The following is a 12,260-nucleotide window of genomic DNA, read 5'->3' as shown; positions in this document are numbered from 1 at the left end:
TACGCCGACCGCACCAACACCCCGTACAGGAAAGGCGGTTACGCCATGACCGACGCCCCCTCCGACCTGCGCCTCGGCGTCCTCGGCTACGGACTGCGCGGCTCGATCGCGCGCACCGCGCACCGGCCCGGCGCCGGCTCCCGGGTCACCGCGCTCGCCGACCACGACGCCGCCGCGCGGACGGAGGCGGCGCTCGCCTTCCCCGGCGCACTCGTCTCCAGCGACCACAAGAAGGTCGTCGAGGACCCCGACGTCGACGCGATCCTCGTCCTCACCCCCGACCACACCCACGCCGACGTCGCCCGCGAGGCTTTGGAGGCCGGCAAGCCCGTCTTCGTCGAGAAGCCCCTCGACATCAGCGTCGAACGCTGCGACGAGCTCCTGCGCACCGCCCACGCGACCGGCTCCCGCCTCTACGTCGGCCACAACATGCGCCACATGCCCGTCGTCCGCCTGATGCGCGACATCATCGCCCGCGGCGAGATCGGCGAGGTCAAGACCGTCTGGGTGCGCCACTTCGTCGGCTACGGCGGCGACTGGTACTTCAAGGACTGGCACGCCGAGCGGCAGTACACGACCGGCCTGCTGCTCCAGAAGGCCGCCCACGACATCGACGTCCTGCACTGGCTCGCCGGCGGCTACACCCGCCAGGTACAGGCCCTCGGCGACCTCATGGTCTACGGCGACAACCCGCACCGCCGCGCGCCCGGCGAGCCCAAGCACGACGACTGGTACACCAAGGACGGCCACTGGCCGCCCGCCACCCAGCGCGGCCTCAACCCCGTCATCGACGTCGAGGACGTCTCCCTCGTCAACATGCGCCTCGACAACGGCGTCCTCGCCTCCTACCAGCAGTGCCACTTCACCCCCGACTACTGGCGCAACTACACCGTCATCGGCGACGCGGGACGCCTGGAGAACTTCGGCGACGGCCCCGGGGGAGTGGTCAAGGTCTGGAACAGCCGCCGCTCCACCTACCGCGACGAGCCCGACGCCGCCCACCCGGTCCCGGACGCCGAGGACAACGCCGGACACGGCGGCGCCGACCCGCTCCTCATCGACGAGTTCCTCCGCTTCGTCCGGGACGGCGGCACCACCGACACCTCGCCCGTCGCAGCCCGCATGGCCGTCGCCGCGGGCGTCCGCGCCACCGAGTCCCTCCGCGCCGGCGGCACCCCCCGCGAGGTACCGCCGCTCGACCCCGAGCTCGTCGCCTACTTCGAGGGCGGCCAGAACCGGTAGTGCGAGCGCCCGTCAGCGCAGCACGCGATAGGTCACGTGCGTGACCAGGCTCGCCGCCCGCGCCGACACCTGCTCCAGGCGCAGCGCCGGCACCCCCTCGAACAGGCGGGTGCCGGCGCCGAGCGTCAGCGGCGCGATGTGCAGCCGCAGCTCGTCGATCAGCCCGGCGGCCAGGTACTGGTTGAGCGTGGTCGCGCCGCCGAGGACGGACACCTCCCCGGCGCCCGCGGCGGCCCGGGCCCGGTCGAGCGCCGCGACGATGCCGTCCGTGACGAAGTGGTACGTCGTGCCGCCCGCCATCGGCTGCGGCTCACGCGCGTGATGTGTCAGCACGAAGACCGGGGCGTGGAACGGGGGATCATCGCCCCACCAGCCGTTCCACGGACGATCCCAAGCGCCCCGGACCGGGCCGAACATGTTGCGCCCCATCACGAACGCGTCCGCCGCCGTCATCTGTTCGACCTCGGCGCGGTTCTCGTCCGGAGTCTCGAACATCCATGCGTGCAGCCCCGCGCCCGTGCCGTCACCGCCGTCGTCGCCGAACGGCCGCTCCTCCGTCTGGTGGAGCCCCGCCGAGTAGCCGTCGACGGAGACCGTGACGGCGCCGGTCACCTTGCCCGCTCGCTCGGTCATGCCCCCATCGTGCCGCGCGCCGGCCCGCGGCGCCGCCCGGACCCGCGAGAGACCGGCCGACGCGGGACCGGGCCTGCAGGAAACGGGACCGGTCCTGCAGGAAACCGCGACCGGTCCTGCAGGAAACGGGACCGGGCCTGTAGGAAAGCTTCGGCGCCGCTTAAGAAATCCTCGATGGACCTGAGCCGCCGTGGTACGGAAGAGTCCGGGGCGGCGGCCTGCCGGCCGCCACCTCCACTCACTCTTCCCCGTGTGCGGGCCGCTGCGTGCTGCCCGCGTGCGCGACGACAGGAGCCGTACCGATGAAGGCGCTGGTCAAGGAGAAGGCCGAACCGGGACTCTGGCTGACCGACGTGCCCGAGCCCTCCATCGGCCCCGGCGACGTCCTGATCAAGGTGCTGCGCACCGGCATCTGCGGCACCGACCTGCACATCCGCAGCTGGGACGGCTGGGCCCAGTCGACCATCCAGGCCCCGCTCGTCCTCGGCCACGAGTTCGTGGGCGAGGTCGTCGAGACCGGCCGCGACGTCAGCGACATCAACGTCGGCGACCGCGTCAGCGGCGAGGGCCACCTCGTCTGCGGCAAGTGCCGCAACTGTCTCGCCGGCCGCCGCCACCTCTGCCGCGCCACCGTCGGCCTCGGCGTCGGACGCGACGGCGCTTTCGCCGAGTACGTCGCCCTGCCCGCCTCCAACGTGTGGGTGCACCGCGTCCCCGTCGACCTCGACGTCGCCGCGATCTTCGACCCGTTCGGCAACGCCGTGCACACCGCCCTGTCCTTCCCGCTCGTCGGCGAGGACGTCCTGATCACCGGCGCCGGTCCGATCGGCCTGATGGCCGCCGCTGTCGCCAAGCACGCCGGCGCCCGCAACGTCGTCGTCACCGACGTCAGCGAGGAGCGCCTGGAGCTCGCCCGCAAGGTCGGCGTCAGCCTGGCCCTGAACGTGGCGCAGTCCTCCATCGCCGACGGCCAGCGCGAGCTCGGCCTGCGCGAGGGCTTCGACATCGGCCTGGAGATGTCCGGCAACCCGCACGCGATGCGCGACATGCTCGCCAACATGACCCACGGCGGCAAGATCGCCATGCTGGGCCTGCCCGCGCAGGAGTTCGCCGTCGACTGGGCCCGGATCGTCACCTCGATGATCACCATCAAGGGCATCTACGGCCGCGAGATGTTCGAGACCTGGTACGCGATGTCGGTCCTCCTGGAGGCCGGCCTCGACCTCGCCCCCGTGATCACCGGCCGCTACGCGTACACCGACTTCGACGCGGCGTTCGAGGACGCGGCCAGCGGCAAGGGCGGCAAGGTCATCCTGGACTGGAGCGTCTGAGTCCCTCCGGACCTCCGCGTCTCCGAACTCCTCACCCGTCCCAGGCCTCACACCTCTAAGGACTGACTTCTCGCATGTTCGACAACGTACGCGCCGACCTCCAGACCACCCTCGACGAGATCGTCGCCGCCGGGCTGCACAAGCCCGAGCGCGTCATCGGCACCCCCCAGTCCGCCACCGTCGGCGTGACCGCGGGCGGCCGCCCCGGCGAAGTCCTCAACTTCTGCGCCAACAACTACCTCGGCCTCGCCGACCACCCCGAGGTCATCGCCGCCGGCCACGCCGCCCTCGACCGCTGGGGCTACGGCATGGCGTCCGTCCGCTTCATCTGCGGCACCCAGGAGGTCCACAAGGAGCTGGAGGCGCGCCTGTCCTCCTTCCTCGGCCAGGAGGACACGATCCTCTACTCCTCCTGCTTCGACGCCAACGGCGGCGTCTTCGAGACGATCCTCGGCGCCGAGGACGCGGTCATCTCCGACGCCCTCAACCACGCCTCGATCATCGACGGCATCCGCCTCAGCAAGGCGAAGCGCTTCCGCTACGCCAACCGCGACATGGCCGACCTGGAGACCCAGCTCAAGGCCGCCACCGAGGCCGGCGCCCGCCGCAAGCTGATCGTCACCGACGGCGTCTTCTCCATGGACGGCTACGTCGCCCCGCTCGTCGACATCTGCGACCTCGCCGAGCGCTACGACGCCATGGTCATGGTCGACGACTCGCACGCCGTCGGCTTCGTCGGCCCCGGCGGCCGCGGCACCCCCGAGCTGCACGGCGTCATGGACCGCGTCGACATCATCACCGGCACCCTCGGCAAGGCCCTCGGCGGCGCCTCCGGCGGCTACGTCGCCGCCCGCGCCGAGATCGTCGCCCTGCTGCGCCAGCGCTCGCGCCCCTACCTGTTCTCCAACAGCCTCGCCCCGGTCATCGCCGCCGCCTCCCTCAAGGTCATCGACCTCCTGGAGTCCGCCGGTGACCTGCGCGAACAGCTCGCGGCGAACACCAAGCTGTTCCGCACCCGGATGACGGAGGAGGGCTTCGACATCCTCCCCGGCGACCACGCCATCGCCCCCGTCATGATCGGCGACGCGGCCGTCGCGGGCCGCATGGCCGAGCTGCTCCTGGAGCGCGGCGTCTACGTGATCGGCTTCTCCTACCCGGTCGTGCCGCAGGGCCAGGCCCGTATCCGCGTCCAGCTGTCGGCCGCGCACTCCACGGAGGACGTGAACCGCGCCGTCGACGCCTTCGTCGAGGCCCGCGCCCAGCTCGGCTGACCGGTTTGCGACAATCGGGTACATGATCGAAGCGCGGCGGCTGCACATCCTCCGGGCGGTGGCCGACCACCGGACCGTGACCGCGGCTGCCGCCGCGCTGTACCTCACCCCCTCGGCCGTCTCGCAGCAGCTGACGGCCCTGGAGCAGGAGACCGGGCACAAGCTCGTCGAGCGCGGCGCCCGCGGCGTCCGGCTCACCCCGGCCGGCGAGATCCTGCTGACGCACACCAACGCGGTGCTCGCCCAGCTGGAGAAGGCCGAGGCCGAGCTCGCCGCCTACAGCACGGGCGAGGCGGGGACCGTCACGCTCGCCTCCTTCGCGACCGGCATCGGCCTCGTCGTCGGCCCGGCCCTGGCCCGCCTCGCGGAGTCCGCCCCCGGCATCCGGGTCCGGGTGCGGGACGCCGAGGGCGACGCCAGCCTGCCGATGCTCCTGGAGCGGCAGATCGACGTGGCCGTCGCCGTCGAGTACCGGGGCGCCCCCGGCGCGGACGACGACCGCATCACCCGCGTCGCCCTGTACGCGGAGCCCTTCGACGCGGTGCTGCCCGCCGCGCACCGGCTCGCGGACACGGAGCGGGTGCCGCTCGCCGAGCTGGCCAAGGACACCTGGATCGGGCCGTACCCCGGCAACCCGTGCCACGACGTGGTGGTCCTCGCCTGCGAGCACGCCGGCTTCTCCCCGCAGTTCGAGCACTCCTCCGACGACTTCCGCGCCGTGATCGCCCTCGCCGCGGCCGGCGCCGGGGTCGCCCTGGTCCCGCGCTCGGCCCTCATCGGCGTCGACCTCGCCCAGACGGTGGTCCGCCCCATCGACGGCGCGGCCCCCACCCGCAAGGTCTTCGCGGCCGTCCGCCACGGCGCGGAGGCGCATCCGCTGATCCGGCCGGTCCTGGAGGCACTGGGCGAGGCGGCACGCGGCTAGAGCACTCCTCCCGCTTCGTCGTGCCACACCTCGGGCCAGTACCGGTAGTCCTCAGGCCCGGTCTCCGGCAGACAGGCCACCGGGTCCACGGACTCCAGCACCCCGACCATGGTGTCGGCCAGGAAGTGGTAGTGCGAGTCGGTGTCGTCCCCCTTGAGGGCGTACGGCTTCTCCAGCGCCTCGACCGTGCCGTACATCCACAGGGCGAACACCAGGGTCGAGATGTCGGCGTTCATCGCGGTCAGGTCGTCGCCCAGGAACGATGTCCAGTGCACCTCGCCCGTCCTGCCGTCGACCACGACATCGACGTCCTGCGGAGTGCCCCCGAGCAGGACGAACCGGTCGGCGTCGGGGATCACCGGGTGGCTCGCGCCGTCCTCGAAGTGGCGCCGCATCTGGGGATCCCGCGCGACGGCCGCGCGATGCTCGGCCACCGTGCACAGCGGGTCGTCCTCGCTCCCGGTGGGGTAGAAGAGCGGGACGTCCGACGGCAGCCCCACCTCCGTCAGGAACCGCCGCGTCGGCGCGTGCGTCAGCGCCTCCGGCAGCTCGCCGGGCGTGAACCGCCGGACCCCGTCCGCCCCGAAGATGTTCGTGAGCACGTCCGCCGCCAGATCCATCCGCAGCCCCCGCCCGGGCCCCGCGATCAGGGCCAGCGGCTTCACACAGGCCTGGATGCGCCACACCGGCGGCAGCCCGTGCACCCATTCCTCCGGGCCCTCCTCCGCGAGGCCCCAGCCGTCGGATCCCCAGTCCTCCCCGGTGAAGGCCGAACTCAGCAACCGGGCGGCCTCCTTGACCGCCCCGAGCCCGAATTGCCCCCGCAGCCCGGAGAACGGACCTCTGAGCGCGTCGAGGTCCGACACGGCGGCGGACATCCGGCGCAGCGCCTCCGCGGAGGGGGCCAGGGGGTACATCTCGTCGGGCGGATCGTACGACTCCGTCGCGTACACGCGCCCCGTCTCCGGGTCCCGCACGATGTGATGCGCGGTCTGCCCCTCGACCAGCAGATCCCCCAGCACGTCCATCCCGGCGACGCGCGGACAGACCTCCCGCAAGCTCATCAGCGCCGATTCCCGCACCCTCGCCACCATCCCCGCAGCCACACCGCACCGTCGATCACGAACGCCCCCACGCTAGACGCCGCCTCTGACAATCCCGCCCGCCGGCCGGACGACAGGTATGGGCACGGCGGCGACGGGGGAGATGCACCCTGTCCCGCCCCCCCCCGATCGCGGAGCCGCCCATGACAGCCACCGACCCGGCCTACGTGACGAGCCAGCTGACCACCGGCGACGGAGCCGCCGTGGCCGTCTACACCTGGCTGCCCGACAGCACCCGCCCCCGCGCCTTCGTGCAGATCGCCCACGGCGCCGCCGAACACGGACTGCGCTACGACCGCTTCGCCCGCCACCTCACCGCCCACGGCTACGGAGTCATCGCCTCCGACCACCGCGGCCACGGCGCGACAGCCGCCACGACCGGCGGCCACGGCGTCACCGACGACGCCGAACCCGGCACCGTCGACGCCTGGCTGTCCATCGTCGAGGACCTCAAGGCCATCGGCGACCAGGCCCGCGCGCTCCACCCCGACGTCCCGTTCGTCCTGCTCGGCCACAGCCTCGGCTCGATGCTCGCCCGCGACTACGCCCAGCGCTACGCCGACGACCTCGCCGGACTCATCCTCTCCGGCACCTTCCGCTCCCTGCCCGGCGCCGACAACGAGGGCTCCATCGCCGTCCTGGAGGCCGACATCGCCGACCGCGGCCGCGCCGCGATCTCCTCGTACGTCCCCGACCTCTTCGCCTCCTTCAACGCGCCGTACGAGGACGAGGCCGGCGCCACCGGATTCGAGTGGCTGTCGCGCGACCCGGACGAGGTGGACCGCTACGTCGCCGACGACCGCTGCGGCTTCCCGTTCTCCGCCGGCCTGTCCCTGGACTGGGTCCGCGCCGTCCGCCGCATCAACGAACCCGCGAACGTGGCCTGCATCCCCGCCGACCTGCCCGTCCACATCGCCGTCGGCACCGAGGACCCCTGCAACCAGCGCATGACCCTCGTCCACGAACTCCTCGAGGACCTCCGGTACGTCGGCGTCACCGACCTCACCTGGAAGGGCTACGAGGGCGCCCGCCACGAGATCCTCAACGAGACCAACCGCGACGAGGTGCAGGCGGACCTGACCGCCTGGCTGGACAAGCGCCTGCCCTGAAACGGCCGGCACCCGCCCCGACCGGCCCGGACCGGCCGGGTCGTGAACGCGGGCCGTTGTCAGTGCTCTTGGTTACGGTTCCTTCCATGCCCGACGCAGAAGACGTTCGCACCATCGCCCTCTCCCTCCCGGACACGACGGAGAAGATCGCCTGGAGCATGCCCACGTTCCGGGTGGCGGGGAAGATGTTCGCCACGCTGCCCGAGGAGGAGACCTCCATCGCGGTGCGCTGCCCCAAGGAGGAGCGGGACGAGCTGGTGCTCGCGGAGCCGGAGAAGTTCTGGATCGCGGACCACGAGGCGGCCTTCGCCTGGGTCCGCGTCCGGCTCTCCGCACTCGAGGACACGGACGAGCTGCGCGACATCCTCGCCGACTCCTGGCGCCAGGCCGCCCCCACCCGACTCCTCGAATCCCACCCGCACTTGGGCCGCCCGGCCACGGACTGAAATCCCCGGCGACCTGTCCGCCCCGCGTGGCATGATCCGGCCCGCGGGGTGGGATCGGGCGGTGCGGCCGTGCGCGGCGCGGCACCGGGGAGGAGCCGGAGGGTATGAGCAGCGGGTCGTCACGGGGGCGGGACGGTACGCGGGAGTCAGGAGAACCGGGAGAGGACCCGGGGCCGGTCGAGCGGGCGAGGAAGGGGAGGAAGGCGAGGAAGGGGAGACGGCGCGGGATCTGGTCCCGCGACTTCAACCTGTTCTTCACGGCACGGGCCGTCGCGAAGCTCGGCGACACGATGCTGCCCGTCGCCCTCGCCGCGGGCCTGCTCCAGTACGGATACGGGGCCGGCGCGGTCGGCCTCGCGATGGCGGCGTCCGTCGGCTGCTTCGCCGGACTGGTGATCTTCGGCGGCGTCTTCGCGGACCGCTTCAGCACGCGGCTGCTGATGATCGGCGCCGACGTCACCCGTCTGGTCACGCAGGCCCTCGCCGCGGTCATGTTCTTCACCGGGCACGTGGTGCTCTGGGAGATCTGCGTCATCGGCGCGGTCAACGGCGCGGCCTCCGCGCTCTTCCAGCCCGGCGTCGCCAGCACGGTGCCCCGCCTGGCCGCCGACGTCCAGGCGGCGAACGGCGCGATCCGCGTCGCGGAGTCCGGAGCCCAGCTCGCCGGCCCGGCCGTCGCGGGCATGCTCGTCGCCTTCGCCTCCCCGGGCCTCGTCTTCGCCGCGCACGCCGCCACGTACGCCCTGAGCGCCCTGTGCCTCCTCCTGCTGCGCCTCCCGCCCGTCCCGGTGGACGACCAGGCCCCGCGCGAGGGATTCAAGCGGCAACTGGTCGTCGGATGGCGGGAGTTCAGCTCACGGACCTGGCTCTGGGCGGTCATCGCGATTTGGTGCGTCCTGATGGTGGGCGCCTCGGGCCCCGCGATACCGCTCGTCGCGACCCAGGTCACGCAAGAACACGGCCCCCGCGTCTACGGCCTGATCAACTCGGCCCTCGGCGCGGGCACCGTCGTCGGCGGCCTCATCGCCCTGCGCCTGCGCCCCCGCCGGATGCTCCGCGCCGGCTCCCTCGCCCTGTTCGGCTTCGCGTTCTTCCCCGCGACGGTCGGCGCGGGCCTGTCCGTGCCGTGGATGATGGCCGGCTGCGCGGTGGCCGGCGCGGGCCAGTCCTTCTGGGGCGTCATGTGGGCGACCAGCGTCCAGACCCAGGTCCCGCGCGAGGTGCTCAACCGCATCCACGCCTACGACGTCGCCGGTTCCCTCGCGATGGCCCCGGTCGGCCAGGCGCTGGCGGGCCCGGCGGCCGGCCTGTTCGGCACCCATCACGTCCTCCTCGCGGGCGGCGCGGTGACGGTCCTGGTGGCGGCGATGCTGCTGGCCGTCCCGGCGATCAGAGGCCTGGTCCGCGCGGACGCGACGCCGGTCCACACGGGCAGGCCCCGGACGTCACCGGCGAAGGCCCCCGCCAGGTCCTCACCGGAGAAGGGCTGACACCCCGAGCGGCAGGAACACGACCACGAACGGCGACACCAGCATCGCCGCCACGTGCGCGAGCGCCCCCAGCACCCTCCCCAGCGCGGCGAACGGCACGAGCCCGCCGAGCAGCCAGCCGACGTAGAGCCACCCGGCCGACTCCCAGGCGGCGCTCTCCTCGGCCCCGGTGGTCGGCGCGGTCCCGATCACGCCGAGCCCCACCAGGAACAGCACACCGCACACCAGCAGATCGCAGACCGCGACGAGCACCGCGACGGTGCCGGGGGTCAGGCGGGCCCGGGCCCGGGACATCAAGAGGCTCACGAAGACGGGAGCCTACTCAAGGGCGCGGCAGGCGGCCGGAGGATCGACCGGCTCGGGCCGCTCCATCACGTACCGGCCGCCGCCCGGGGCAGCCCGCGGTGGAGCCGCATCACCCACGCGTACGCGCGCCGCTCCGACCGCAGACAGTCGGAGCCGACGGCCGGGGGCGTACGTTCGTACACTGCGAGGCGTACGATCGTACGCATGCCTGAGCCCACGACACCCCGCCCCGCGCCGGACGCCCTCGCCGACGACCCGCGCTCCCAGCTGGAGCGCATGGAGGCCGGCGACCTCTACATCGCCGACGACCCCGAGATCGCCCGGCGCCAGCAGCGGGCCATGCGCCTGGCCGCCCGCTACCAGGCCGCCCACCTGGAGGACCCGGCCGCGGCCCGCCCGCTCCTCGACGAACTGCTCGGCTCCGTCGGCGAGGACGTGGAACTGCGGCCGCCCCTCTACGTCGACTACGGCAGCAACATCACGATCGGCGCCCGGACCTTCGTGAACTACCACCTGACGGCGCTCGACGTCGCCGCGATCACCATCGGCGAGGACTGCCAGATCGGCCCGAACGTCCAGCTCCTCACCCCGACCCACCCGGTCGAGCCCCAGCCGCGCCGCGACAAGTTCGAGGCCGCCCGGCCCATCACCATCGGGGACAACGTGTGGCTCGGCGGCGGCGCCATCGTGTGCCCGGGCGTCACGATCGGGGACAACAGCGTGATCGGGGCCGGCGCCGTCGTCACCCGCGACATCCCGGCGAACGTCGTCGCGGTCGGCAACCCGGCCCGCCCCGTCCGCACGATCTGACCGCGGCGACTTCCATGGCCACCGGACAGACCGACCCCCGGCGCCGCGAGACGATCCTCGCCGCCACCCTCGACCTGATCGCCGACGAGGGCGTCGCCGGCGTCTCCCACCGCAAGATCGCGGCCCGCGCCGGGGTCCCGCTCGGCTCCATGACGTACCACTTCACCGGCATCGACGACCTGCTCAGGGAGGCCTTCACCGGCTTCGCCGCGCACATCGTCGCCGTCTTCGAACGCCACCTGGCCCCGGCCCGGACCCCCGAGGAGGCCCGTGAGGCCGTGACCACGCTGATCCACGCGGTCGCCGAGGGCCCGCGCCGGGACCTGGTCCTGACCCAGGAGCTCTACACCCTGGCCGCCCGCCGCCCCGAGTACCGGACCCTGACCGCGGCCTGGATGCGGAGCAGCCGCCGGCTCCTGGAACAGCACTTCAGCCCACCCGCCGCGCGCCGCCTCGACGCCCTGATCGAGGGACTGACCCTGCACGGCGCCCTCGACGACACCCCGCCCGACCGCGAGCTGACCCGTACGGCGGTCGCGCTGATCACCGCAGATCCGTAGTTCGCGGCCCGCCGGGACGGAAAGGGATGCGCGACCACGGCCCGGAGTGCGGTATGGTTTCCGTGCACGTTCGGCCGGGCGAAAGCCCAGGTCAGCGGGCATCGGGACGTGGCGCAGCTTGGTAGCGCACTTGACTGGGGGTCAAGGGGTCGCAGGTTCAAATCCTGTCGTCCCGACTGTGCGGAAACGCAGGTCGGAGGCCGTTCTCTCATCCGTGAGAGGACGGCCTTCGCTGTGTTCCGGGGGTGTGGCCGTGTGGCGGGAGCCCTCGATGCGACAGCAGGGCCCGGACCGCGCGTCACGGTCCGGGCCCTGCTGTCATGCGGTGGTGCGTCAGCTCTGCGCGGTGTCGTCGCCCGCCTGCGCGGTCCCCTCGGTCCCGCGTGCCTTCTCGCGCATCTTGCGCAGCAGCTCCGCCTTCTTCTCGGCGGCGCTCTCACGGTCGCGGTTGCGGTGCGGGCCGTTGTTCTGCCGCTCGGCGCGGGACAGCCGCTTGCGCGGGCCGCCGCCCTGGCCCACGGGGTTGTTGATGTTCTTGCTGTCGGTCACGGGTTCTCCCGGTGGTGAGGTGAAGTGATCTACGGATTCATCGGTGGAGGAGGGGCGCGGCGGCGACGGACGTCAACGGCGGCCCGTCACGCTCACTCGTAAATCGGCGTCTGGAAGAACATGGCGATGACGTTACCTGGTTCCGCCGCCCCCGCGTGCCACACTCTTCGCCGCCCTGCGCTCTGATCAGGCCGTCCGCCGGACCCGGGGGCGGGGCCGACGGGGCAGCGTCCGTAGAATCGCTGTTCGATGCGCTGTCGGCGTGCCGTGCCCACTGACCTGGCGCACGGGGGAATGAGGAGCGTCGTGGACGGGGCCGTACTCACCGTCGCCGGGCTGTATGCCGTCATCCTGCTGCGAGCCGGGGCGACGTTCGCCGCCGGCTGGTTCGTCGGGTCCGGCGTGCGGCGCAGCCGCTTCTCCGAGCGGATCCCGCGGGGACGCCGAGCGAGCGCCGCCGCGGCACTCCGGGGGGGGGGGCTGAC

General features: G+C 72.7%; 13 protein-coding genes and 1 tRNA gene. 10 read left to right on the top strand and 4 right to left on the bottom strand.

All coding sequences use genetic code 11. From position 1 onward, the window contains the following. Window positions 1–45: 45 nt before the first annotated feature. Window positions 46–1,242, top strand: a complete 1,197-nt coding sequence (locus ACFW9D_RS19870; protein WP_188335822.1) for a Gfo/Idh/MocA family protein — start codon at window positions 46–48, stop codon at window positions 1,240–1,242. Window positions 1,243–1,254: 12 nt separating this feature from the next. Here ACFW9D_RS19870 and ACFW9D_RS19865 read toward each other — a convergent pair whose 3' ends face one another. Next, on the bottom strand, window positions 1,255–1,875 hold the full coding sequence (locus ACFW9D_RS19865; RefSeq protein ID WP_384623458.1) for a dihydrofolate reductase family protein: 621 nt from the start codon (window positions 1,873–1,875) through the stop codon (window positions 1,255–1,257). A gap of 302 nt (window positions 1,876–2,177) precedes the next feature. On the opposite strand from ACFW9D_RS19865, the gene tdh reads away from it, so the two are divergent. The 3 genes from tdh to ACFW9D_RS19850 all read left to right on the top strand — a co-directional run bounded on the left by tdh (window position 2,178) and on the right by ACFW9D_RS19850 (window position 5,402). Continuing rightward, complete coding sequence (tdh, locus tag ACFW9D_RS19860; protein WP_384623456.1) at window positions 2,178–3,206, top strand: L-threonine 3-dehydrogenase; 1,029 nt, start codon at window positions 2,178–2,180, stop codon at window positions 3,204–3,206. 74 nt (window positions 3,207–3,280) lie between these two features. After that, complete coding sequence (locus ACFW9D_RS19855; protein WP_188335819.1) at window positions 3,281–4,477, top strand: glycine C-acetyltransferase; 1,197 nt, start codon at window positions 3,281–3,283, stop codon at window positions 4,475–4,477. Between the two features lie 22 nt (window positions 4,478–4,499). Further along, complete coding sequence (locus ACFW9D_RS19850) at window positions 4,500–5,402, top strand: LysR family transcriptional regulator (protein WP_188335818.1); 903 nt, start codon at window positions 4,500–4,502, stop codon at window positions 5,400–5,402. Here ACFW9D_RS19850 and ACFW9D_RS19845 read toward each other — a convergent pair. Then, the gene (locus ACFW9D_RS19845; protein ID WP_384623453.1) at window positions 5,399–6,466 is read right to left on the bottom strand and encodes an SUKH-4 family immunity protein; all 1,068 of its coding nucleotides are present in this window, start codon (window positions 6,464–6,466) and stop codon (window positions 5,399–5,401) included. The two genes, ACFW9D_RS19850 and ACFW9D_RS19845, sit on opposite strands and share 4 nt — an antisense overlap. 182 nt (window positions 6,467–6,648) lie before the next feature. Between ACFW9D_RS19845 and ACFW9D_RS19840 the strand changes: the two genes are divergently transcribed. The 3 genes from ACFW9D_RS19840 to ACFW9D_RS19830 all read left to right on the top strand — a co-directional run bounded on the left by ACFW9D_RS19840 (window position 6,649) and on the right by ACFW9D_RS19830 (window position 9,550). Continuing rightward, on the top strand, window positions 6,649–7,614 hold the full coding sequence (locus ACFW9D_RS19840; RefSeq protein ID WP_384623451.1) for an alpha/beta fold hydrolase: 966 nt from the start codon (window positions 6,649–6,651) through the stop codon (window positions 7,612–7,614). Between the two features lie 86 nt (window positions 7,615–7,700). Continuing rightward, window positions 7,701–8,060, top strand: coding sequence for an MmcQ/YjbR family DNA-binding protein (locus tag ACFW9D_RS19835; RefSeq protein ID WP_188335815.1), 360 nt, complete (start codon window positions 7,701–7,703; stop codon window positions 8,058–8,060). A 104-nt stretch (window positions 8,061–8,164) separates the two neighbouring features. Then, the gene (locus tag ACFW9D_RS19830; RefSeq protein ID WP_384623448.1) at window positions 8,165–9,550 is read left to right on the top strand and encodes an MFS transporter; all 1,386 of its coding nucleotides are present in this window, start codon (window positions 8,165–8,167) and stop codon (window positions 9,548–9,550) included. On the opposite strand, the gene ACFW9D_RS19825 is transcribed toward ACFW9D_RS19830, so the two are convergent. Further along, entirely contained in the window at window positions 9,533–9,856 is a 324-nt protein-coding gene (locus ACFW9D_RS19825; protein WP_384623446.1) for a hypothetical protein, read from the bottom strand. The genes ACFW9D_RS19830 and ACFW9D_RS19825 overlap by 18 nt on opposite strands. 204 nt (window positions 9,857–10,060) lie before the next feature. Between ACFW9D_RS19825 and ACFW9D_RS19820 the strand changes: the two genes are divergently transcribed. The 3 genes from ACFW9D_RS19820 (at window position 10,061) to ACFW9D_RS19810 (ending at window position 11,402) form a co-directional block, all read left to right on the top strand. Beyond that, complete coding sequence (locus ACFW9D_RS19820; protein ID WP_384623444.1) at window positions 10,061–10,666, top strand: sugar O-acetyltransferase; 606 nt, start codon at window positions 10,061–10,063, stop codon at window positions 10,664–10,666. A gap of 14 nt (window positions 10,667–10,680) precedes the next feature. Continuing rightward, a complete protein-coding gene (locus tag ACFW9D_RS19815) occupies window positions 10,681–11,226 on the top strand; it encodes a TetR/AcrR family transcriptional regulator (protein WP_384623442.1) in 546 nt (181 codons plus the stop codon). Between the two features lie 102 nt (window positions 11,227–11,328). Beyond that, window positions 11,329–11,402, top strand: a tRNA-Pro gene (locus ACFW9D_RS19810). Window positions 11,403–11,559: 157 nt separating this feature from the next. Here ACFW9D_RS19810 and ACFW9D_RS19805 read toward each other — a convergent pair. Next, window positions 11,560–11,775 carry a DUF6243 family protein gene (locus ACFW9D_RS19805; protein ID WP_188335810.1) on the bottom strand — a complete coding sequence of 72 codons (216 nt, stop codon included), beginning with the start codon at window positions 11,773–11,775 and terminating at the stop codon, window positions 11,560–11,562. Between the last annotated feature and the right edge of the window lie 485 nt (window positions 11,776–12,260).

The organism is Streptomyces sp. NPDC059524 (assembly GCF_042749255.1).
In the GTDB taxonomy this organism is placed as follows: Bacteria; Actinomycetota; Actinomycetes; order Streptomycetales; family Streptomycetaceae; genus Streptomyces; species Streptomyces xanthii.
This window is presented reverse-complemented; position numbering and strand designations above follow the sequence as displayed.